This window comes from Streptomyces sp. NPDC001514, assembly GCF_053597075.1.
In genome coordinates this window covers 184664-205742 of record NZ_JBSFHO010000002.1, presented here as the reverse complement: position 1 = coordinate 205742, position 21079 = coordinate 184664, and the positions used below count along the sequence as shown (strand labels likewise).

The following is a 21079-nucleotide window of genomic DNA, read 5'->3' as shown; positions in this document are numbered from 1 at the left end:
ACCTGAGGAGGCGAACCCTTTTGAGTACGGGACCCGGAGCAGACTCCGCACCCGCACCGAACCCCACCCACGACACCCACGACACCCGCGACACCGACCGCAGCACCTTCAGCTCGCTGAAGACACGCAACTACCGGCTGTTCTTCACCGGAGCGATCGTCTCCAACACGGGCACCTGGATGGCCCGTATCACCCAGGACTGGCTGGTCCTCAGCCTCACCGGTTCCGCCGCCGCCGTCGGTATCACGACAGCCCTGCAGTTCCTGCCGATGCTGCTCTTCGGTCTGTACGGGGGCGTCATCGCCGACCGCTGCCCCAAGCGCCGCATCCTGCTCTTCAGCCAGGGCGCGCTCGGCCTGTGCGGGCTCGCCCTCGCCGTACTGACCCTGTCCGGCCATGTCCAGGTCTGGCACGTCTATCTCATCGCGTTCCTGCTCGGCATGGTCACGGTCGTCGACAATCCGGCACGGCAGTCCTTCGTCTCCGAGATGGTCGGCCCGCAGCAGCTGCGGAACGCCGTCAGCCTCAACTCCGCGAACTTCCAGTCCGCGCGGCTCGTCGGCCCGGCCGTCGCCGGTGTGCTGATCACCGCCGTCGGCAGCGGCTGGGCGTTCCTGCTCAACGGCCTGTCCTTCCTCGCGCCGATCACCGGACTGCTGCTGATGCGCACGAGCGAGCTCCACAAGGTGGAGCGGGCGCCTCGGGGCAAGGGGCAGCTGAGGGAGGGGCTGAAGTACGTCGCCGGGCGGCCCGAGCTGATCTGGCCGATCGTGCTGGTCGGCTTCATCGGTACGTTCGCCTTCAACTTCCCGATCTGGCTGACCGCGTTCGCGGACAAGGTCTTCCACGCGGGCGCCGGTACGTACGGCCTGCTCAACACCCTGATGGCGGCCGGCTCCCTGGCGGGCGCCCTGCTCTCCGCCCGCCGTGGCTCGTCCCGGCTGCGGATGCTGGTCGGGGCGGCGGCGCTGTTCGGCGTCCTGGAGATCGCCGCGGCCCTCTCGCCGTCCTTCTGGCTCTTCGCGCTGCTGCTCGTCCCGATCGGGATGATGGGCCTGACGGTCAACGTCACCGCCAATTCGTCGGTCCAGATGGCCACGGACCCGGTGATGCGGGGCCGTGTGATGAGCCTCTACATGATGGTCTTCGTCGGCGGTACGCCCGTGGGCGCGCCCATCGTCGGCTGGATCACCGACACGTACGGCGTCCGCGTCGGCTTCGCGACGGGCGGCGCGGTCGCGGTCGCCGCCGCCGCGGCGATCGGCCTGATCCTGGCGCGGGTCGGCGGCCTGCGCGTACGGATCGACCTGCGGTCCGGCCGCCCGCATGTGCGCTTCGTACCGCGCGAGGAGCCCCGCGTGCCCGTCGCGACGGCGGCGTGAACCGTCCTGGAGGCACCGGTGCGGCCGGTCGGATTGCAGCAGACTGGCCGTATGAGACTCTTCGCCGCCGTCGTGCCGCCCGAGGAAGCCCTACAGGAGCTCGGGGCCGCCGTCGACCGGCTGCACACGCTCCCTGACGCGGACGCGCTGCGCTGGACCGGGCGGCCCGGCTGGCACTTCACGCTCGCCTTCATGGGGGAGGTGGACGAAGCGCTCCTGCCCGAGCTGCGCGAGCGGCTCGGGCGGGCCGCCCACCGCAGTGAGGCGTTCCGGCTGCGGTTGCACGAGGGCGGGCATTTCGGCCGACGGGCGCTGTGGATCGGGGCCGCGGGCGGCCTCGACGCGATGCGGATGCTCGCCGAGCGCACGGACGCGGCGGCGCGGCGGACGGGAGTGTCGATGGACGAGCACCGCGCCTACCACGCGCATCTGACGATCGCCCGTACCCGTGAGAACACGAATCTGCACCCGTACGTCGACGCGCTGGCCGGCTTCGAGGGCCGGCCCTGGACCGTGTCCGAGTTGGTGCTCTTCCGCAGCAATCTGCCGAGGGGCGGCATCACGGGCGAGCGGCAGCCGCGTTACGAGACGATCGAGGCCTGGCCGCTCGGCGGCTGACGCGTGGGGCGGCCAGGCCTGGCACCGCGATATAGATCATCTTCTCGATGCGGTTACGCTCGACGGGTGGACCCGAAGACCAGGAACCGGATCATGGCCGGTGTGCTCGTGCTGATGTTCGCGATCGTCGGAGTGGCGGCCGTGCTCGGTCGGTGAGCACGACCGCCGGGGGCGACTACCAGGCAAAGGCCTCCGGAGAGGGCCCCGGGCCCGGGAAGATCCCGTCCAGCTCCGCCAGCAGCTCCTCGCTCAGCTCCAGCTCGACCGCCCGCAGCGCCGACGCCAGCTGATCCGCGGTGCGCGGGCCGACGATCGGTCCGGTCACCCCGGGCCGGGTGAGCAGCCAGGCGAGCGCCACTTCGCCGGGCTCCAGACCGTGCTTGTCGAGCAGGTCCTCGTACGCCTGCACCTGCGCGCGTACGGAGCTGTTGGCAAGCGAGTCCGCCGACCGGCCGGAGGCCCGGCGGCCGCCCTCGACCTCCTTCTTGATCACCCCGCCGAGCAGGCCACCGTGCAGCGGCGACCAGGGGATGACCCCGAGGCCGTACTCCTGCGCGGCCGGGATGACCTCCATCTCGGCGCGGCGCTCGGCCAGGTTGTACAGGCACTGCTCGCTGACCAGCCCGTACGAGCCCAGTCGGCGCGCGGTCTCGTTGGTCTGGGCGATCTTCCAGCCGGGGAAGTTCGACGACCCCGCGTAGAGGATCTTGCCCTGCTGGATCAGTACGTCGATGGCCTGCCAGATCTCCTCGACCGGGGTGTCCCGGTCGATGTGGTGGAACTGGTAGAGGTCGATGTGGTCGGTCTGCAGCCGCCTGAGGCTCGCCTCGACGGCGCGGCGGATGTTCAGCGCGGAGAGCTTGTCGTGGTTGGGCCAGGCCTCGTCCTCCGTGCCCATGTTGGCGTACACCTTGGTGGCCAGGACCACCTTGTCGCGGCGGTCGCCGCCCTTGGCGAACCAGTTGCCGATGATCGTCTCGGTGCGGCCCTTGTTCTCGCCCCACCCGTAGACATTGGCCGTGTCGAAGAGGTTGATGCCCGCATCGAGCGCGGCGTCCATGATCGTGTGGCTGTCGGCCTCGTCGGTCTGCGGTCCGAAGTTCATCGTGCCGAGGACGAGTCGGCCGACCTTGAGTCCCGTGCGTCCGAGCTGCGTGTACTTCATGGTCCACAAGCCAACGCGTTGGAGCGCACTCCAGGCAAGAGGTGCGGCCGTTGTCGGCCGTTCGTGTCGGCGATCCCGTGCCCGCCGTGGTCACGCGCCGCTGTCGCTACGCGCCGCCGAACCAGCCCGCCGCGTCGAGCCGGAACGCATCGGCGGGGACGACGGTACGCAGCCCGTCCTCCAGTGCGCTCAGCTCCTCCTCGCCCAGGGCGCGGGCCCACTCCGCCCGGAGCTCGTCGAAGACGGCGGCCGAGCGGGCGAGGGCGTCCAGGCCGTGCGGGGTGAGGCGGACGGTCTTGCGGCGGGCGTCGGCCGGGTCGTCGACGCGTTCCGCGTAGCCGAACGCGACGAGCCGGTCGACGGTCTTGCCGGCCGCCTGCTTGGAGACCCCGAGCCGCCGCCCGATCTCGCTCGCCGTCGCGCCGTCGATCCCGATCGCCTGCATCGCGAAGCCGTGCGCGGGCCGCACGTCCGGGTGGCCCTGGCGGGCCAGCTCGGCGTGGAGGCGGTCGATGAGGGTGCGGAAGCCCGCGAAGAGGAGCAGCGGAAGCTCGTATCCCTTGCCCGACTCGACAACTTGGTTTACCTTTTTTTCGTCAACCACGTTGTCCATTCTAGGAGGCGTACGTGTTCACCGACCACACCCTGGAGACCGCCCCGCCCGCATCCCGCACGGCCATGGAGTCGGTCGTACGGAACCTCGGCCGGCTGCCGGAGGCCGTGGCCCGCATCGCCGAATCGCCCCAGCTGCTGGGCGGCTTCCTGTGGCTCAGCGCGGCGTTCGAGAGCAGCAGCCTGGAGCCGATGGCCCGCGAGACCGTCATCATGACCGTCGCCGTCCGCAACGACTGCCATGTGTGCGTCGAGATGCACACGGCCAAGCTGCGCGCGCTGGGCGCGCCCGAGGAACTGGTCGACGCCCTGCGTGAAGCGCGCCCGCTGCCCGACGGACACGAACACCTCGAAGCCGTACGGAAGTTCACGCTCGATGTGCTCGCGACGAAGGGCGCCGTCGGCGACGACGCCCTCCGTGATTTCTTCTCGTACGGCCACACTGCGCGGGGCGCCCTCGACGTCGTCCTCGGCATCGGCACCTACACGATGTCGACGTTCGCGAACCGCCTCACGCGCGCCGCGGGCTAGGGGGTGCCCAGCAAGATCCGCCGGACACTCCCTAGGCCCTGTCCGGTCGATCAGGCCGGACAGGACCTAGCCCGAGACGCTCGCCGCCCCCGTCTCGATGTGCCCGGTGAACCGCTGGGACCAGGCCGCGTCGGAGCTCACGGTCACCGTCAGGTCGTACCAGCCCTGCTGGTACGCCACCGCGTTGAAGTAGTCGTCCACGCTCCCGCCCGCGGGCACCGAGTACGTCCAGGGCCCGTCGGAGCGGTAGTTGTTCGCCGTGATGGTGAAGGTGACGGCCGAGGACGAGGCGTTCCTCATCGAGAACCAGACCGCCGTCTTGCCGGTGCCGCTCTGCACGGCGTAATAGCTCCGTACGGAGACGTCCTTGCCCGCTGTCGTGGCGTTGCCCTTGAAGCGCCGCATGAAGCGGTTCGGGCCGTACATGCTGATGTCGTACGCGCCGTCGCCGTAGCCGGAGCCGACGTTGAAGTAGTCCTCCTGCTTGCCGCCGGCGTCGACCGTGTACTGCCAGGGGGTGCGGGAGCGGTAGGCGTTGGGGTGGATGGAGAAGTGCGCGGCGCTCCTCGCCGTCGTGCCCTCGTTGGCCATCGCGAACCAGGTCAGGACCTTCCCGCTCGCGCCGAACTCGAGTCTGTCGAGGTAGCCGTTGGGCTGGTACGGCAGCGCCTTCGCCGGCCTGGTGCCCGACTCCTGCGCGGGAAGGGTGTTGTTCGGCGGTGCGGGGTTGGGCACGCCGTCGCAGGCCGAGCCGATGACGGAGGTCGCGGGCAGCGAAGGGAGCCCGTAGACCGGTGAGGCGAAGTCGAACAGGCCGGTCAGGTCGCCGCACACCTTCCGGCGCCACCCGCTGATGTTGGGGCACTGGGCGGGCCTGCCGATCGCCGTGCTCCACCGCTCCAGGAAGCGGATGACCGACGTGTGGTCGAAGACCTCGGAGCTGACCCAGCCGCCCCGCGTCCACGGTGAGATCACGATCATGGGCACGCGGAAGCCGAGTCCGACCGGCTTCCCGCCGATGACGAGCTCGTCCGGGGTGCCGCTGGGCGGGACGGGCGGCGCTACGTGGTCGAAGTAGCCGTCGTTCTCGTCGTAGTTGAGGAACAGGGCGGTGGAGTTGAAGACGTCCGGATCCGCGTTGAGGGCCTGGAGCACCATGCTGACGAAGTGGTGGCCGTCTCCCGGCGGGCCGCCGGAGGGGTGCTCGGAGAATTCGGCGTCGGCGACGATCCACGACACCTGAGGCAGCGTCCCCGCCGTGACGTCGGCGCGGATCGCGTCCGCTATCGCCTCGTGGGTGGGCTTGGTGCCGGGTACGGAGGCCATTCCGCGGTCGTACAGCGGATTGCCGGGAGCCGCGTTCGCGAACTGGTCGAAGTACGCAAGCGCGTTGTCGCCGAAGTTGTCACTGGCCCGCTGGTAGACCTTCCAGGACACGCCGGCGTCCTGGAGGTTCTCGGCGTACGTCTTCCATGTGCAGCCGTGCAGTTCGCCGCCGTCGTAGTGGGTGCTGTCTGTCTTTCCGCTCCACAGGAACGCGCGGTTCGCGCCCGTGCCGCTGAGGGCGGAGCAGAAGTACGCGTCGCAGACGGTGTAGGCGTCGGCCAGCGCGTAGTGGAAGGGGATGTCCGCGCGGTCCAGGTACCCCATGGTCCGTACGCCCCCGACGGATGCGGACCAGTTGTCCAGCAGGCCCTGGTTCCAGGCGCCGTGCTGCGTGCTCCAGGTGTGGCCGAGTCCGTCGCTGCACTGGGCGAGGAGACGGGGGTTGCCGCCCGTGGTCGCGCCGAGCGACCACGGGTACTGACGGCCCGTTCCGTTCTTCTGTTCGAAGATCGTGCGGCCGCCGTCGAGGAGCAGGGCGCTGCGGTCGGAGAAGCCCCTGACGCCCTTGAGGCGCCCGAAGTAGTGGTCGAAGCTGCGGTTCTCCTGCATGAGGACGACGACGTGCTTGACGTCCGCGAGCGTGCCGGTGGCTGCGGCGGCAGTCGCGGCGGCGGGGATGCCCGCCGGAGTGGCCCCGGCCTGCGGGGCCGTTCCGAGTTCGAGTGCGGGGAGGCCGGCGGCCCCGGCCGCTGCGGCGGCCACTCCCAGGAACTTACGACGATCCACCTGCGGACCCTTCGAGGTGACGGTCAGAGGACGGGGGAAGCCTCGGGCCGGGAGCTGTGAGGGTCAATGACCGTGCAGGAGTGTTCAGCGCGACGACACCGAATGTTGCGTCCGGGCCGGGGGTCGGGGGCCGGGGGCCGGGCGCGGGACGGGCCGGGCGGGTGTAGCGGGCGGAGGACGGGCGCGCGGCGAGCGACTCGCTCCGTGTGGCCCTCCAACGGGTGATTATCGGCCTTATCGCCACCCGAAAAGCCCAGGGGGTAGCTCGAATGCAGGGTTCTCGGGTGGTGAGCCCCCGGATTCCGGCTGACGGTGTACGAAGTCGCTGCTGCGATCCGATGAGCCGACGACGTGTCAGCCGTCGCAGTCGCGGCGAAAGGAATGTGCTCCCATGCGCTCTGCCCGCACCCTGTGGATCTCAGCCGCAATCACCGCGGTTCTCTCCGTTACTGCTCCCGCCGCCTACGCGATCGCCGTCGCCGACGACCGTGCTGCCGCCGGATCCGCCGCCAGTCGAGACGACGAGTCCGACAAGGACGACTACGACAAGGGCGACCACGACAAGGGCGACAAGGACGACTACGACAAGGGCGACCACGACAAGGGCGACAAGGACGACCACGACAAGGGCTGGAAGAAGCACCACGACCACGACGACCACGACAAGGGCGACCACGACGACGACGACCACGACGACGACGACGATGACGACGACGACGATGACGACGAGGACAAGCCGAACGGTGGCACGGACACCGGCGGTGGCGCCCTGGCTCGCGTGATCGTCGACGACGGTTCCGACAAGAGCGACAAGGACGACTCCGACAAGGCGGAGAAGAGCAGCAAGGACGACTCCGACAAGGCGGAGAAGAGCGGCAAGGACGACTCCGACAAGGCGGAGAAGAGCGGCAAGGACGACTACGACAAGGCGGAGAAGAGCGGCAAGGACGACTACGACAAGGGGGAGAAGAGCGACAAGGACGACTCCGACAAGGCGGAGAAGAGCGGCAAGGACGACTACGACAAGGGCGACAAGGACGACCACGACAAGGGGGACAAGGACGACCACGACAAGGGCGACAAGGACGACCACGGCAAGGGTGGTTGGAAGAAGCACCACCACAAGGACGACCACGACAAGGGCGACCACGACGACGACGACCACGACGACGACGATGACGACGACGATGACGACGAGGACAAGCCCAACGGTGGTGTCGACGCCGGTGGCGGTTTCCTGGCCCGTGTGATCTCCGAGGACTCCGACAAGGACGACCACGACAAGGGCGACAAGGACGACCACGACAAGGGCGACAAGGACGACCACGACAAGGGCGACAAGGACGACCACGACAAGGGTGGTTGGAAGAAGCACCACGACCACGACGACCACGACAAGGGCGACCACGACGACGACGACGATGACGACGACGATGACGACGACGATGACGACGAGGACAAGCCCAACGGTGGTACGCACACCGGCGGCGGTGGCCTCGCCACGAACAGCAGCAGCCTGGCCGCCGGCTCGGCCCTGATGCTCGGTGGCATCGGCGCCGGCATCTACAAGCTGCGTCGTCGCAACGCCACTGGCGGCGCGCAGATCTGATGCGGCCGCCCCTGCAGTAGCCCATCGCTGAGTTGTCGCGGCCACCGTCGTCCAAGGACGGTGGCCGCGGCGGTGGCGTTCCTCGGCACCCGCATCCGCACCCGCATCCGTGCCCGCACCCGCATCCGTGCCCGCACCCGCATCCGTGCCCGCACCCTCACACCGCTTTACCCAGCACCGAAAGGCACGCTCACATGATCTTCCGGCAGCCGCCCGGCCGATCCCCGCAACGGTCCGTACGTTCCTTCGGGTCCATCCGGAAGGCCTTGCTGTGGCCTGCCGCATCGGTGGGGGTGGGCGCTCTCCTGGTCTACGGTTCGCTCGACCCCAACGCGGTGGGCAACGGGTCCGCCCCTTCGGTGACGGTCACCCCCAGAGCCGCTGGTCCCTCCGCCGGTGAGTCCGGCCCGTCGACCGCCCCCGCCGGCCCGGCGCTGCCCCGCTCGGTCCCCAAGCGGCTCAGGATCCCCATCATCTCCGTCGACGCGCCCTTCATCCCGCTGACGCTCAACGCGACCGGACAGCTCAACCCCCCACCGCCCAACAACAACAACCTCGTCGGCTGGTACCAGCGCGGTCCCACCCCCGGCGAACGCGGCACCTCGATCGTCGCGGGCCACTTCGACACCCTGACCGGTCCCGCGGTGTTCGTGGGCCTCAGCGAGGTCAAGCCGGGTAACAAGATCGAGATCACCCGTGAGGACAACACCGTCGCCACCTTCAAGGTCGACTCCGTCGAGTCCTTCAGCAAGGCGAAGTTCCCGAACGAGCGGGTCTACAACGACACGCCGTCCGCACAGCTGCGCCTGATCACCTGCGCCGGCGAATACGACAGGACGGCCAAGGACTACACGGAGAACCTGGTGGTCTTCGCCCACCTCGAGTCCAGCCGCCGCGTCCCGGCACCGGCGGTACCGAAAACACCGGCAGTACCAAAAAAGCCGGCCGTACCGAAAGCGCCGGCAACCTCGGCCGCGCCGGTGGCACCGGCAGTACCGAAGTCACCGGCCGCGCCGGTGGTACCGAAGTCACCGGCCGCGCCGGTGGTACCGAAGTCACCGGCCGCGCCGGTGGCACCGGCAGTACCGAAGTCACCGGCCGCGCCGGTGGTACCGAAATCACCAGCCGCGCCGGCCGCACCGGCAGTCCCGAAGTCACCGGCCGCGCCGGCCGCGCCGGTGGTACCGAAATCACCAGCCGCACCGGCCGCACCGGCAGTCCCGAAGTCACCGGCCGCGCCGGCCGCACCGGCAGCGAGGTGAACAGCGCTCCGCACGCCGCGGGGCGGGGCGACCGGCCCCGCCCCGCGGCGTGCGGTGGCATCCTCCGGGGGCGCGTCAGGCGTTCGCGTACACCCGGGTCGCGAACTCCGCGATCTGCGCGTCCGTGAGGTTCCTCGCGAGGTTGGCCTCCGTGATCATGCCGACCAGCTGGTGCCCCTGCTGGACGTCGATCACCGGGAGCCGTTTGATCTGGTGCTGTTCCATCGTTGCGAGGGCTTCGTCGGCGCCCGCGGTCGCGTCGATCCAGTGCAGCTCGCCGGCCAGCGAGCCGGCCTGGACCGTCGCGGGGTCGATGCCTTCGGCGCAGCACTGCACGACGATGTCGCGGTCGGTGATCAGGCCCGTGAGTCGATTGTTGTCGCCGCAGATGGGCAGACAGCCGACATTCAGGTCGCGCATCATCTTCGCTGCTTCCTGCAGCGACTGGTGCGCGCCGATGCACTGGACGCCGCCGGTCATGATGTCGCGGGCGGTGAGCTGGGTGTTCCCGGTCATTGCTTCCCTACCTTCGCCACTGAAGGGGCGTGCGGTGATGGTCAGGGCTGCGGGGGCCGGTCCTGGCCCTGGCCGCCCTGGTCGCCGCCGAACTGTTCCTTGAGCTTGTCCTGGGCCGTGTCGGTCTGGCGGCTGTACTTGCCCTGGGTCCTCTCGTCGAACGTGTCGCCGGCCTTGTCGACGCCCTGCGAGGCCGTGTCCTCGTGACCCTTGAACATCTGTTTGATCTTGTCCATCATCGACATGGACATCCTCCTTGAGGTTGCCCCCCGCCTCTCCAGGGTCACCTCCCTCCGCACCGTTCGCATCCTCGCGGGAGGAGGCCGGAAAGACTCCGGAGATTCGGTCCCCCGGGACCTGTCACATTCCCTTCGCGCGATCCGTCAGAGCAGTGACCGACGAGAACCCCGGAGGGCAGAAACCATGCAGGCTCGGATGAACAACCCCGCCACCGTCATCCCCTCGGCCTTGCCGGCCATCCTCGATCTGCTGAAGGCCACGAGGAAGGGCGGCGTGCCGGAGACGACCCTGGAGCTGGTCCACCTGCGCGCGAGCCAGATCAACGGATGCAGCTACTGCGTCGTGGGCGGCGCGAGCAGCGCGCGGAAGGCGGGCGTGACCGAGGACCAGCTGGCGGCGGTGGCGGCGTGGCGCGAGGCACCGTACTTCTCGGACGCCGAGCGGGCCGCGCTGGCGCTCACCGAGGCGGCGACCCGGCTCAGCGACCGGTCCGACCCGGTGCCGGACGCGGTCTGGGACGACGCCGCCGACCATTACGACGAGGAGCAGCTCGCGGCGATCATCCTGATGATCGGCACGACGAACCTCTTCAACCGCCTGAACGCGACGACCAGGCAGGTCGCGGGCGCGACCTGGTAATCCGGGCGCTCCGCCCCCGCGGCCCCGGTACCGTCCGGTGCGCCCGGGGGCGCGTTCCGACAGCGCCGGGTGGGCCCGGGTGTCCGTTCTCGAGCGCCGGACAGGCTTGAATTGGGCCAGGGTGCCCGTCCTCGAACGCCGGACGGGCTTGACGTGAGCGTCGGCGGGCTGGGGATCAGCCCGCCGGCTCGTACGGAGCGCCCAGGTCCCACGCCTGGTGCATCGCCTCGGCGAAGGCCGCCGCCAGCTTGTGTTCGCCGGACGGGCCGGGGTGGGTGCCGTCGTACGTGTCGGAGTGGATGTCGTACGACGCCGGCGTCGACGCCAGGAGCAGCGGCGAGACGGGGGAGTCGAGGTCGGCGACGGCCTTGGCGAGAAGCTCGTTGAAGCGGTCGCACTCCGCCGCGAACGGCGCGTCGGAGGTGGCGCGGACGTTGGGGATGACGGGCAGGAGCACCGCCCGGACATGGGGGTTCGCGGCGCGGGCCTCGGCGATGAACAGGCGGGCGTTCACGGCTGTCTGACTGCTGTTCGTGTAGAAGCCGAGGTCGATCAGGCCCAGCGAGACGAGCAGCACGTCCGCCTTCGTCGTGGTCACCGTCTCCCGGATCAGCGGCGCCATGTGCAGCCAGCCCTCGCCCCAGCCGGCGAGGTGCTTGCGGGCGCGCTCGGGGAAGGCCGGGTCGGCGTAGGCCGTCGAGACGGGGGCGGCGGCGACGGTGTCGTACAGCTCGGTGCGCGGGCCGACGATCCGGTACGGGCCGCCGAAGGAGCGGTTGAGGTGCTGCCACATCCGATAGCGCCAGGTGTAGTCGCCGGCGCGTCCGATGGTCATGGAGTCACCGACGAACATGAAACGCATGGGGGTAATGATGGCCGACCTCTGCCGGGTGCCGCCCCGGCCGGTGACGTGACGATGGACACTTGGGGGCATGTGTTCGTTGCGTACGACGTGGGCGGCCGTGGCTGCCGCCGTGATGGTCCTGGTTTCCGCCGTGCCCGCCGCTGCCGCGGACGAGGACGGCGGCTTCACGATCCGGGATCCGCGGATCACCGAGTCCAGCGGCCTCGCGGCCAGCCGCGCCCACCCAGGGGTCTACTGGACGCACAACGACCAGGACGAGCCACGCGTCTTCGCCGTCGACTCGAGGACGGGGAAGACCGTCGCGACCGTCACCCTGCGGGGAGTCGGCAGGCCCCGCGACATGGAGGCCATCTCGATCGGGCCCGACGGCTATGTGTACGTCGGCGACATCGGGGACAACGCCGACTCGTGGGACCACGTGTGGATCTACCGCTTTCCCGAGCCGCGTTCGCTGAAGGACATCACGGTGCGCGCGACGCAGTACGACGTGACGTACGAGGACGGGCCGCGCAACGCCGAGGCGATGATGGTCCATCCGAAGACCGGACGGGTCTACATCGCCAGCAAGAACGAGGACGGGGGAGGGCTGTACGAAGGGCCTTCCCGGCTGGTGACGGGCGGGAACAACGTCTTCCGGCGGATCGGCGAGGTCCCGTGGGTGACGGACGGGGCGTTCTCGCCGGACGGCAAGGAGCTGGTGCTGCGCTCCTATTTCAGCGCCCGTGGCTACGTGTGGAGCGGCGGCCGCATCGGCGCCGACCATCACGTCAGCGCCCCGCTGCAGGGACAGTCCGAGTCGGTGACGTACACGCCGGACGGCAAGGCCCTCATGTTCGGGACGGAGGGCGAGCAGAGCGAAGTCGTGCGCAAGGACGTCGACAAGAGCGACGGTGAGGGCGCGGGCGGCGACTCGCCCTCCGGGTCCGCGAGCGGCGGCGGGGGCGCGTCGGCGTCGGACGGCGGTGGCGGGGACGGCAAGGGTCTCGCGGTGCCCGCGGGCGCGGTCGTCGCGGCGCTGGTGGTGGTGCTGGCGGTACGGTCCCGGCGGCGCGGGCGCGGGCAGAGGGCCTGATCCGCGGTCAGGTGGTCCGATCGCCGGGGCTGCCCGGCAGGCGCAGTTCGTAGTGCAGCGTCGAGTCGTGCTTCATCCTGTGCGCCAGCGGTACGAGCATCCGTTGCGTGATCGGGTACTTGCGGTCGAGGAGCTTCGCTGCGTGCCTGCTCTCTTCGCTGTCCTGGTCGAGCAGGCGCATCCGCGCCCTGGTCTCGGGGCCGGTCGGCCTGCCGCGGGGGTCGGCGGGGGCGATCTCCACTTCCTGGTCGCGGCGCAGCCGTTTGGCCTTGCCGGACGTGGCGTACGTACGGACGTAGGCGTGGTCCCCCTCGACGGCGATGTTGACGGGCGTGCCGACGCCGGTGCCGTCCCGTTTGTGGGTGGTGAGCAGGACGGCCCACTGTTTGCTCAGCGCGGTGAGGGGTGTGGATGTCGGAGTCGTCATGACTCCATGAAGACACGGAACGCGCCCGACGTCATCCCGGACGGCGACGCGGGACCCTGACGCGGGACCCCGGGCACCCGAACCCCGCGCCGTGGCCTGCGCGGGGTCCGGGGCCGGCCGGCTCATGCCCGGATCAGGTCTCCGGGCACTCCTTCCACGCGAGCCGGTAGACCGTGTTGATCTCGCCGTCCGTCGAGTCCATCGTCATGAAGCTGGTCTTCGACGGGTTGGACGTGCCGGCCTTCACACGCAGCTCGGTGTTGATGTTGAAGTTCCGCTTCACCCCGCAGGGCGCCCAGACCAGCTGGCCCCACTCGGTCTCGTCGGTGGCCTGCCAGTTGTTGTCGTACGGGCCGCTGAAGGGATGGTTCCTGGCGGCCGTGTCGGGCGAGCCCTGGAAGTAGTACGACGCCTTCTGGACGGCGGTGGCGCCGCGCTCCAGGCTGGCGTAGCCGCGGTAGTCCGCGCTTGCGACGGCGTAGGTGAAGCCCTGCGGGACATGGACGATCAGATTGAGCTGACAGTTCTTGCGGAAGTCGGTGGGCGCCGAGCCGCCGCCCACCTGTGCCAGGTATTCGCTGTAGGTGACGGTGAACGCGGTGTTGTCCGCGGAGACCGCTACGGCCGCGGTCCCCTGCTTGCACCCCGATCCGTTGACCGTGGCGATCTCGATGGCGATCTTGTCGGGCGGGGAGACGATGCCCGCCGAGGCGGTGCCGGGGGTACCGGCGACGAGCATGGAGGCGAGGGCCGCCGTGGTGGCGGCACCCGCGCGTAATGCACCGGGCGTGGGCATGATGCGTACTCCGATCGATGGTGGTGGACGGTGGCCTTGCGTGTGAACCGTGGGGGGTCCAGCCGATCCCATGTCCGGCCAGCTGTTGAGGCGTGAACATGCCAAGCACATCGGATCGCTGCCGATCGTAGGGACGGAGCGGGGCGCCGGATAGGGCGGTTATCGGCCGTCCGTACACACCGGCTCCACAACAGCTCCATGCCGTCTCCACGTGACCGGCACGCCGTACGCACGACGAGGGCCCGGCGGCGCAGTGCCACCGGGCCCTCGTGTCGTACTCGCTGCAGCAGCCCGTGCTGCCGTGCGAGCTGTGACTACAGCTTCTCGATCACGTAGTCGATGCAGGCCGTCAGCGCCTGCACGTCCGCCGGGTCGATCGCCGGGAACATCGCGATGCGCAGCTGGTTGCGGCCCAGCTTGCGGTACGGCTCCGTGTCGACGATCCCGTTCGCGCGCAGGACCTTGGCGACCGCCGCCGCGTCGATGTCGTCCGAGAAGTCGATCGTGCCGATGACCTGCGAACGCTTCGCCGGGTCCGCGACGAACGGCGTCGCGTACTTCGACTCCTCGGCCCAGCCGTACAGGTTCCGCGCGGAGGTGGCGGTGCGGCCCGTCGACCAGTCGAGACCGCCCTGGCCGTTGATCCACTTCAGCTGCTCGTTGAGCAGGAAGAGGGTCGACAGCGCCGGGGTGTTGTACGTCTGGTTCTTGAGCGAGTTGTCGATCGCCGTCGGGAGGCTGAAGAACTCCGGGACATGACGGCCGGACGCGTGGACGCGCGCGGCGCGCTCCAGGGCGGCGGGCGAGAAGACGCCGATCCACAGGCCGCCCTCGGAGGCGAAGGACTTCTGCGGCGCGAAGTAGTAGACGTCCGACTCGGTGATGTCGACGGGCAGTCCGCCCGCGCCGGACGTCGCGTCCACCAGCGCCAGCGCGCCCTCGTCGGCGCCCTCGACCCGCTTGACCGGGGCGGCGACACCGGTGGAGGTCTCGTTGTGGGTGAAGGCGTAGACATCGACGCCCGCCTCGGCCCGCGGCTCCGGGTGCGTGCCCGGGTCGGACGCGATCACGGTCGGCTCGGCCAGCCACGGGGCGAGCTTCGCCGCCTTCGCGAACTTCGACGAGAACTCGCCGAAGGAAAGGTGCTGCGACTTGTTCTCGATGAGACCGTGCGTCGCGATGTCCCAGAAGGCGGTGGAGCCGCCGTTGCCCAGGATCACCTCGTAACCGTCGGGAAGCGAGAAGAGCTCGCGCACACCCTCGCGCACCGCGCCGACCAGGTTCTTGACCGGGGCCTGGCGGTGGGACGTACCGAGCAGAGACGTACCGGTGGCGGCCAGGGCGTCCAGCGCCTCCGTACGCACCTTGGAGGGGCCCGCGCCGAAACGGCCGTCGGCGGGCTTGATGTCAGCGGGAATCTGGATATCGGCCACGAGCCGGAGCCTAGTCGGTTCCGCCAGGTCACCGAGGGCGTTGTCCGGCGGATGAGACAACCGATCACTGGTCGGGACGGGGGACGGACGCGTCGGGGCGTCACCCGATCGAGGGTGGGGCACGCTGAGCGCATGGCTGATCGTGCTGATCGTGAGGAGCTCGCACGCGCCCTCCGGGCGGACGTCCGCGGCGACGTGGACTTCGGGCCCGGCGCCCGCGCGCTCATGACGATGGACGCGTCCAACTACCGTCGCGTCCCGGACGGCGTCGTCGCACCGCGCGACGCGGAGGACGTCGCGGCAGCGCTCGCGGTCTGCCGGAGTCACGGGGTCCCGGTGGTGCCGCGGGGCGCGGGGACGTCGATCGCCGGGCAGGCGACGGGGGCCGGCGTGGTGCTGGACTTCACGCGCCACATGCGGACGGTGGTCTCGGTGGACCCGGAGGCGCGCACGGCGGTCGTCCAGCCGGGCGCCGTGCTGGACCGGCTGCGGGACGCGGCCGGGGCGTACGGGCTTACGTTCGGCCCCGATCCGTCCACGCACAGCCGTTGCACGCTCGGCGGGATGATCGGCAACAACGCGTGCGGGTCGCACTCGGTGGCGTGGGGGACGACGGCGGACAACGTCCACGAGCTGTCGGTCGTGACGTACGGGGGCGACGAACTCCGCATCGGCCAGGGGTGGGGGACCGCGGCCCCGGCCGGGCTGCGCGAGCTGGTCGAGGCGAACCTGGCACTGCTGCGCACCGGCTTCCCCGGCGGGCTGCCGCGCCGCATCTCCGGGTACGCGCTCGACGCGCTGCTGCCCGAGAACGGCACCGGCCTCGCCCGCGCCTTCTGCGGCAGCGAGGGCACCCTGGCGGTGCTCACCGAGGCGACTGTACGGCTCGTGGAGTCGCCGCCCGCACGTGCCCTCGCGGTCCTCGGGTACGCCGACGAGAGCGCGGCTGCCGAAGCCGCCGCCGGGCTGCTGCCGTACCGGCCGCTCACGGTCGAGGGCATGGCGCAGGACCTGGTCCCGGACGCCTTGGGGCGCGGGCTGCCGCAGGGCGGGGCGTGGCTGTTCGTCGAGACGGGCGGGGCGACCGGGGCCGAGGCCCGGGCCCGCGCCGATGAGATCGTGCGGGGCGCCGACGCGCTCGACGGGACAGTCGTCACCGACCCGGCAGGGCAGCGCGCGCTGTGGCGGGTGCGGGAGGACGCGGCGGGCACCGCGACCCGGATGCCCGACGGCAGCGAGGCCTGGCCGGGCTGGGAGGACTGCGCGGTGCCTCCGGCGCGCCTCGGCACCTATCTGCGGGACTTCCGGGCGCTGCTGGCGGAGTACGGGCTGCGGGGGACGCCGTACGGGCACTTCGGGGACGGGTGCATCCATGTCCGCATCGACTTCGATCTGCTGAGCCGGGACGGCGTGCGGCGCTTCCGCTCCTTCTCCGAGGACGTGGCCGGGCTGGTCGTGGCGCACGGGGGTTCGCTGTCGGGCGAGCACGGGGACGGGCAGGCGCGGGCGGAGCTGCTGCCGAAGATGTACGGGGACGAACTCGTCGCGCTGTTCGGCCGGTTCAAGGACGTGTGGGACCCGGCGGGGGGCCTGAACCCGGGCGTGCTCGCGCGCCCGGCACCGCTGGACGCGAACCTGCGCTTCGCCGTGCTGCCGCGCGAGCCGGTCGACGTCGCCTTCGGCTACCCGCACGACGGCGGGGACTTCACGGCCGCGGTGCGGCGCTGCGTCGGCGTCGCCAAGTGCCGGGTCGACGGGCCGAGTTCGGGGCCGGGCGTGATGTGCCCCTCGTACCGCGCGACGCGCGAGGAGCAGCACTCCACGCGCGGGCGCGCCCGGCTGCTGCACGAGATGCTCGCGGGCGAGGTCGTGACGGACGGCTGGCGGTCGGCGGAGGTACGGGACGCGCTCGACCTGTGTCTGTCGTGCAAGGGGTGCCGGAGCGACTGCCCGGTGGGCGTCGACATGGCCACGTACAAGGCGGAGTTCCTGCACCATCACTATGCGGGCCGGGTGCGCCCGGCGGCCCACTACGCGATGGGGCGGCTGCCGGAGTGGCTGCGCCTGGCCGCGCCTGTCGCGGGGGTGGTGAACGCGGCGGCGCGCGTGCGCCCCCTCGCGGCGCTCGCGAAGCGTCTGACGGGCATCGCCCCGGAGCGCGACATCCCGCCGCTGGCCCGCCGGACCTTCACCGCCTGGTGGCGCCGCAACGGCTCCCCCGGCTCCCCTCTCGTCCTGTGGCCGGACACCTTCACGGACCACCTGTCCCCGTCCGTCGGCCGCGCGGCGGTCGCGGTCCTCGCAGCGGCGGGCCTGGGTGTCACCCTCCCCCCGGGCAGGGTCTGCTGCGGCCTCACCTACGTCTCCACCGGCCAGCTGGACCGCGCCCGTACGGTCATGCGCCGCACCCTCGACGTCATGGAGCCCGTCCTCGAGCGCGGCGCCCCCGTCGTCGTCCTCGAACCGAGCTGCGCGGCGGCGCTGCGGACCGACCTCCCGGAACTGCTGGGCGACGACCCCCGGGCCCACGTCCTGGCCGGCTCGGTGCGGACGTTCGCGGGCGCCCTGGAGGAGTACGCCCCCGACTGGGCCCCACCGAGGATCGACCGCCCGGTCGCCGGCCAGACCCACTGCCATCAGCACGCGGTCCTGGGCGACGCGGCGGAGCGCCGCCTGCGCGAACGCGCGGGACTGACGGGTGACCTGAGCGGTGGCTGCTGCGGTCTCGCCGGCAACTTCGGCTTCGAGCACGGGCATTACGAGGTGTCGGTGGCGTGCGCCGAGGACCAGCTGCTGCCGTCCGTGCGCGCGGCGGGCGAGGACGCGGTCCTGCTGGCGGACGGCTTCTCGTGCCGCACGCAGCTGGAGCAGCTGGCGGGGCGGCGAGGGCGGCATCTGGCGGAGGTGCTGGCGGACGGGCTGGGGGAGGGGTAGGCATCGGGCGGTGGTCTCGGCGCTTGTCACGGGCGTGTCGTCATCGTCGTACGTATCGTTGTACTGCGCGGCTGCAGGCGACCACGCGGCAGCCGGGGAGGAACGCCACGATGACCGTCGTAGAGACCGACAGGATCGACATGGCCGAGAGCGACAACGAGCGCACCCTGGACGAAATGTTCGAGGCGCTCGAACGGATGCCCGCCCCCGAGGGATACAAGGTCGAGATCGTCGAGGGGGCCGTCTACATGTCGCCGCAGCGGGACACGCACTGGGAGATCATCGCGGACATCTACGACCAGCTCCGGTCCGTGTATCCACGGAAGCGGATCAAGTCCGATGTCCGGATCGACTACCCCGGTCACCTCAACGGCTTCGCCACCGACGTGACGCTGGTCGCCGAGGGCGCCGAGAAGAACGTCAAGGGCCTCTGGCGCTACGAGGACGTCGTGTTCGTCGCGGAAGTCATTTCCAAGGGCACCGGTGCCAACGACTACGGCCCCAAGAAGACCGCCTACGCCACTGCCGAGGTCCCGGTCTACCTCATCGCCGACCCCTACGTCGGTAAGTGCCACGTCTACACCCAGCCCAAGGACGGGGACTACGTCATCGAGACGACCGTTGCCTTCGGTACCGAGATCGACCTCACCAACACCCCCCTCGGCCTCACCCTCGCCACCGCCGACTTCCCCCGCGACTGAGTCGCCTGTGCGATCTCGGCGTGTGCCATGGCCATCGGGAGCGCCCCGTAGGCGTTCGCGGTCCCTGTCGGCCGGGACAGAAGCGGGGTGACCGGACAGGGCCCGCTTGTCCTGGGTGGTCGCGGCAGCCGATCATTCGGCGCATGAGACCCGAAGTACAGGCCTTCGTCGCGGACGGCCCGCTGCCCGACTGGGATGCGAGCGAAGAAGAGATCGAGAGGCGGGACGGCCGGCTCGCGGCGATTGCCCGGCCCGTCACGCCCGAAGAGGCCGAGGCATTGGCCACCTGCTTCGGTCCCGACGACTGCAGTCGCCTGGACGCTGGTGCACCTCATCGAGACGGCGCCCGGCCCGGTGCCGCAGCTGACGCGGCCCGGTCCCGGCGCAGGCGACTGGCAACAAACCCTGTGGGTGCGATGGGGCAGCGGAGAACCGCATGACGACGACGTGACGCCTTGACGGCATGAAGCGTCTTCCCGGCGCCCGGCGCCCGGAGCAACTGTCAGTGCCCGCTGCAAAGATCGGCGGCATGACTGACTCCTCAACATCGATCAGCGCCTACTGGGATGCTGCTGCGGCCACTTTCGACGAGGAGCCGGACCACGGGCTGCGCGCGGACGGGACGCGTGCTGCGTGGGCTCGGCTCTTGCGTTCCTGGATGCCGGTCGATCCGGCTGACGTTCTCGACCTGGGGTGTGGAACGGGATCGCTGTCCTTGCTGCTCGCCCTGGCCGGGCACCGGATCACCGGCGTCGATCTGGCGCCGCGCATGGTCGAGCGGGCAGGCGGCAAGCTGAGGGACGCCGGTTGTCCGGGGCGTTTCCTCGTCGGTGACGCGGCGATGCCACCGACCGGGGAGCAGCTTTTCGATGTTGTGCTGGTGCGGCACCTGGTCTGGACGCTGCCCGACCCCGAGGCCGCGTTGCGCGAGTGGGTCACCCGTCTGCGGCCGGGCGGTCGGCTGGTGCTGGTCGAGGGGCGTTGGCGCGAGGCAGGGCAGAGCGTTGTGCCGTACGCGCCTGGCGCCGGGTCGCTGCCGTGGAGCGGTGGAGTCAGCGGGGAGGACCTGGCTGCGGTCGTGCGTCCGCTCGTCGCCGACCTGCGGATCGAACCGCTCAGTGGCGACCAGGACTTGTGGGGCGGCCCGGTGACCGATGAGCGGTACGCCCTGATCGCCGACGTGTGACGTTCGACGGGGCCGAGGTCTGTTGAGCCGGACTCGTCAGCCCCGCGCCCCCCGGGGGCGTCCACCGGGAGGGGCCCCCGACGGCTGTCGAGTCCGCCCTTCTCCCTCGCCGAACGGCTCTGGCGGCGCGATCTCGCCGTCACCGGCGGTCAGGTCGGGCGCCGCGTCGGCGCCTTCGTCGTCGCCGCGGCCGGCTCCTGACCGCCGGGGTCAGGTCGCGCACTCCGCACCGCGGCGCCGACGCGGCGCCCTGGAGGCTCCGGACGATCCGGTCGTCGGCGCCCCGGCCGCCCCAGACGGTGGCGCGGCCGCCGCCCAGCTCCTGGGCGGGCGAGGGACGCGGGTGCTGTCAAGGGCGTCGCCCGTCAGGCCCGGTGACGTGACGGGAAGAGTGCTGCCACCGCGCTGACAAGCAGGGCGAGGACGCCGATGCCCGCCACGCCGAGAGCGCCGAGGTGCACGAGGGTCAGCCAGGTGTCGGGCTTGCCGTACGCCCGGTCGCCGAGGGCCTTCGCCTCGCCGGCGAACGTCAGGTCGCCGTCCCCGGAGCGCTTGATGTCGTCCCCGTAGGCGTACAGCGTGCCGGTGCGGGCCTGGCCGTCGGCCGTCCACTTCGCGCCCTCGCACTTGCCTGTGCTCTTGCCGTCGCCGATCGTCTCGATACGGCACGAGCTGGGCAGTTGGACGGAGACGGGCTTTCCGAAGGCGTACGCGGCCCCCCAGCCGCTCGGCGACTGCGAGGCGCTGCCGACGAAGAAGAAGGCACCGATCCCCACCGCGATGACGAACAGGCTGATGCCGCCTCTTTGCTTCAGTTTCTCCCAGCGTCCCTGCATGGCAACCCCCCACATGGTTGTGTGCACGTCAATTCAAGGGATGTTCGGGCACAGGAGTGGCCGAATCTCATCCCTGCGTGTCGCGCGTTTGTACCGCAGACGCGCGTGCCCGACAAGCGGTTCCGGGGCGTCGTTCCGGCGTA

At 70.6% G+C, this 21079-nt stretch carries 20 protein-coding genes; 10 read left to right on the top strand and 10 right to left on the bottom strand.

What is annotated here, in order from left to right; translation table 11 throughout:
- The first annotated feature begins 20 nt into the window (after window positions 1-20).
- Together ACWCXB_RS03630 and thpR are read left to right on the top strand one after the other, a co-directional pair.
- The gene (locus tag ACWCXB_RS03630; RefSeq protein ID WP_450718590.1) at window positions 21-1382 is read left to right on the top strand and encodes an MFS transporter; all 1362 of its coding nucleotides are present in this window, start codon (window positions 21-23) and stop codon (window positions 1380-1382) included.
- A 51-nt stretch (window positions 1383-1433) separates the two neighbouring features.
- Window positions 1434-2000: an RNA 2',3'-cyclic phosphodiesterase gene (gene thpR, locus ACWCXB_RS03625; protein ID WP_450718588.1), complete on the top strand. Its 567-nt coding sequence runs from the start codon at window positions 1434-1436 to the stop codon at window positions 1998-2000.
- A gap of 175 nt (window positions 2001-2175) precedes the next feature.
- Here thpR and ACWCXB_RS03620 read toward each other — a convergent pair whose 3' ends face one another.
- Window positions 2176-3165: an aldo/keto reductase gene (locus tag ACWCXB_RS03620; protein WP_450718586.1), complete on the bottom strand. Its 990-nt coding sequence runs from the start codon at window positions 3163-3165 to the stop codon at window positions 2176-2178.
- A gap of 106 nt (window positions 3166-3271) precedes the next feature.
- Window positions 3272-3778: a MarR family winged helix-turn-helix transcriptional regulator gene (locus ACWCXB_RS03615; protein ID WP_450718584.1), complete on the bottom strand. Its 507-nt coding sequence runs from the start codon at window positions 3776-3778 to the stop codon at window positions 3272-3274.
- A 14-nt stretch (window positions 3779-3792) separates the two neighbouring features.
- On the opposite strand from ACWCXB_RS03615, the gene ACWCXB_RS03610 reads away from it, so the two are divergent.
- Window positions 3793-4308 (top strand): carboxymuconolactone decarboxylase family protein, encoded by a 516-nt coding sequence (locus ACWCXB_RS03610; RefSeq protein ID WP_450718582.1) that lies wholly within the window; start codon window positions 3793-3795, stop codon window positions 4306-4308.
- A gap of 66 nt (window positions 4309-4374) precedes the next feature.
- On the opposite strand, the gene ACWCXB_RS03605 is transcribed toward ACWCXB_RS03610, so the two are convergent.
- Window positions 4375-6420 (bottom strand): phosphocholine-specific phospholipase C, encoded by a 2046-nt coding sequence (locus ACWCXB_RS03605; protein WP_450718580.1) that lies wholly within the window; start codon window positions 6418-6420, stop codon window positions 4375-4377.
- 391 nt (window positions 6421-6811) lie between these two features.
- Here ACWCXB_RS03605 and ACWCXB_RS03600 point away from each other — a divergent pair, with 391 nt between their 5' ends.
- Both ACWCXB_RS03600 and ACWCXB_RS03595 read left to right on the top strand, forming a co-directional pair.
- Entirely contained in the window at window positions 6812-8029 is a 1218-nt protein-coding gene (locus ACWCXB_RS03600) for a hypothetical protein (protein WP_450718578.1), read from the top strand.
- Between the two features lie 266 nt (window positions 8030-8295).
- On the top strand, window positions 8296-9291 hold the full coding sequence (locus ACWCXB_RS03595) for a class F sortase (RefSeq protein ID WP_450718576.1): 996 nt from the start codon (window positions 8296-8298) through the stop codon (window positions 9289-9291).
- A gap of 75 nt (window positions 9292-9366) precedes the next feature.
- Here ACWCXB_RS03595 and ACWCXB_RS03590 read toward each other — a convergent pair whose 3' ends face one another.
- Both ACWCXB_RS03590 and ACWCXB_RS03585 read right to left on the bottom strand, forming a co-directional pair.
- Window positions 9367-9807 carry a CBS domain-containing protein gene (locus ACWCXB_RS03590; RefSeq protein ID WP_450718574.1) on the bottom strand — a complete coding sequence of 147 codons (441 nt, stop codon included), beginning with the start codon at window positions 9805-9807 and terminating at the stop codon, window positions 9367-9369.
- 41 nt (window positions 9808-9848) lie between these two features.
- Window positions 9849-10052, bottom strand: a complete 204-nt coding sequence (locus ACWCXB_RS03585; protein ID WP_450718572.1) for an antitoxin — start codon at window positions 10050-10052, stop codon at window positions 9849-9851.
- A 178-nt stretch (window positions 10053-10230) separates the two neighbouring features.
- Between ACWCXB_RS03585 and ACWCXB_RS03580 the strand changes: the two genes are divergently transcribed.
- Window positions 10231-10686, top strand: coding sequence for a carboxymuconolactone decarboxylase family protein (locus tag ACWCXB_RS03580; RefSeq protein ID WP_450718570.1), 456 nt, complete (start codon window positions 10231-10233; stop codon window positions 10684-10686).
- 175 nt (window positions 10687-10861) lie between these two features.
- Here the strand turns inward: ACWCXB_RS03580 and ACWCXB_RS03575 are convergent, their stop codons facing one another.
- Window positions 10862-11548 carry a GDSL-type esterase/lipase family protein gene (locus ACWCXB_RS03575; RefSeq protein WP_450718568.1) on the bottom strand — a complete coding sequence of 229 codons (687 nt, stop codon included), beginning with the start codon at window positions 11546-11548 and terminating at the stop codon, window positions 10862-10864.
- Between the two features lie 70 nt (window positions 11549-11618).
- Between ACWCXB_RS03575 and ACWCXB_RS03570 the strand changes: the two genes are divergently transcribed.
- The gene (locus ACWCXB_RS03570) at window positions 11619-12623 is read left to right on the top strand and encodes a WD40 repeat domain-containing protein (RefSeq protein WP_450718566.1); all 1005 of its coding nucleotides are present in this window, start codon (window positions 11619-11621) and stop codon (window positions 12621-12623) included.
- Between the two features lie 7 nt (window positions 12624-12630).
- On the opposite strand, the gene ACWCXB_RS03565 is transcribed toward ACWCXB_RS03570, so the two are convergent.
- The 3 genes from ACWCXB_RS03565 to serC all read right to left on the bottom strand — a co-directional run bounded on the left by ACWCXB_RS03565 (window position 12631) and on the right by serC (window position 15279).
- On the bottom strand, window positions 12631-13050 hold the full coding sequence (locus tag ACWCXB_RS03565) for a PPOX class F420-dependent oxidoreductase (RefSeq protein ID WP_450718564.1): 420 nt from the start codon (window positions 13048-13050) through the stop codon (window positions 12631-12633).
- Between the two features lie 133 nt (window positions 13051-13183).
- Entirely contained in the window at window positions 13184-13846 is a 663-nt protein-coding gene (locus ACWCXB_RS03560; RefSeq protein ID WP_450718562.1) for a DUF4360 domain-containing protein, read from the bottom strand.
- 314 nt (window positions 13847-14160) lie between these two features.
- Window positions 14161-15279: a phosphoserine transaminase gene (serC, locus tag ACWCXB_RS03555; RefSeq protein ID WP_450718560.1), complete on the bottom strand. Its 1119-nt coding sequence runs from the start codon at window positions 15277-15279 to the stop codon at window positions 14161-14163.
- 132 nt (window positions 15280-15411) lie between these two features.
- On the opposite strand from serC, the gene ACWCXB_RS03550 reads away from it, so the two are divergent.
- The 3 genes from ACWCXB_RS03550 (at window position 15412) to ACWCXB_RS03540 (ending at window position 20100) form a co-directional block, all read left to right on the top strand.
- Entirely contained in the window at window positions 15412-18213 is a 2802-nt protein-coding gene (locus ACWCXB_RS03550) for an FAD-binding and (Fe-S)-binding domain-containing protein (RefSeq protein ID WP_450718558.1), read from the top strand.
- Window positions 18214-18323: 110 nt separating this feature from the next.
- A complete protein-coding gene (locus tag ACWCXB_RS03545) occupies window positions 18324-18914 on the top strand; it encodes a Uma2 family endonuclease (RefSeq protein ID WP_450718556.1) in 591 nt (196 codons plus the stop codon).
- A gap of 529 nt (window positions 18915-19443) precedes the next feature.
- Complete coding sequence (locus tag ACWCXB_RS03540; RefSeq protein ID WP_450718947.1) at window positions 19444-20100, top strand: class I SAM-dependent methyltransferase; 657 nt, start codon at window positions 19444-19446, stop codon at window positions 20098-20100.
- Window positions 20101-20465: 365 nt separating this feature from the next.
- On the opposite strand, the gene ACWCXB_RS03535 is transcribed toward ACWCXB_RS03540, so the two are convergent.
- Window positions 20466-20936 (bottom strand): hypothetical protein, encoded by a 471-nt coding sequence (locus tag ACWCXB_RS03535; RefSeq protein ID WP_450718554.1) that lies wholly within the window; start codon window positions 20934-20936, stop codon window positions 20466-20468.
- Window positions 20937-21079: the final 143 nt, after the last annotated feature.

Bases quoted from the DNA above. Each gene is read 5' to 3' on its own strand.
- ACWCXB_RS03570 (WP_450718566.1), top strand. From the start codon at position 11,619: ATGTGTTCGTTGCGTACGACGTGGGCGGCCGTGGCTGCCGCCGTGATG.
- ACWCXB_RS03600 (WP_450718578.1), top strand. From the start codon at position 6,812: ATGCGCTCTGCCCGCACCCTGTGGATCTCAGCCGCAATCACCGCGGTT.
- ACWCXB_RS03575 (WP_450718568.1), bottom strand. From the start codon at position 11,548: ATGCGTTTCATGTTCGTCGGTGACTCCATGACCATCGGACGCGCCGGC.
- ACWCXB_RS03580 (WP_450718570.1), top strand. From the start codon at position 10,231: ATGCAGGCTCGGATGAACAACCCCGCCACCGTCATCCCCTCGGCCTTG.
- ACWCXB_RS03615 (WP_450718584.1), bottom strand. From the start codon at position 3,778: ATGGACAACGTGGTTGACGAAAAAAAGGTAAACCAAGTTGTCGAGTCG.
- ACWCXB_RS03620 (WP_450718586.1), bottom strand. From the start codon at position 3,165: ATGAAGTACACGCAGCTCGGACGCACGGGACTCAAGGTCGGCCGACTC.
- ACWCXB_RS03535 (WP_450718554.1), bottom strand. From the start codon at position 20,936: ATGCAGGGACGCTGGGAGAAACTGAAGCAAAGAGGCGGCATCAGCCTG.
- thpR (WP_450718588.1), top strand. From the start codon at position 1,434: ATGAGACTCTTCGCCGCCGTCGTGCCGCCCGAGGAAGCCCTACAGGAG.
- ACWCXB_RS03560 (WP_450718562.1), bottom strand. From the start codon at position 13,846: ATGCCCACGCCCGGTGCATTACGCGCGGGTGCCGCCACCACGGCGGCC.
- ACWCXB_RS03545 (WP_450718556.1), top strand. From the start codon at position 18,324: ATGACCGTCGTAGAGACCGACAGGATCGACATGGCCGAGAGCGACAAC.
- ACWCXB_RS03565 (WP_450718564.1), bottom strand. From the start codon at position 13,050: ATGACGACTCCGACATCCACACCCCTCACCGCGCTGAGCAAACAGTGG.
- ACWCXB_RS03585 (WP_450718572.1), bottom strand. From the start codon at position 10,052: ATGTCGATGATGGACAAGATCAAACAGATGTTCAAGGGTCACGAGGAC.
- ACWCXB_RS03550 (WP_450718558.1), top strand. From the start codon at position 15,412: ATGGCTGATCGTGCTGATCGTGAGGAGCTCGCACGCGCCCTCCGGGCG.
- ACWCXB_RS03540 (WP_450718947.1), top strand. From the start codon at position 19,444: ATGACTGACTCCTCAACATCGATCAGCGCCTACTGGGATGCTGCTGCG.
- ACWCXB_RS03590 (WP_450718574.1), bottom strand. From the start codon at position 9,807: ATGACCGGGAACACCCAGCTCACCGCCCGCGACATCATGACCGGCGGC.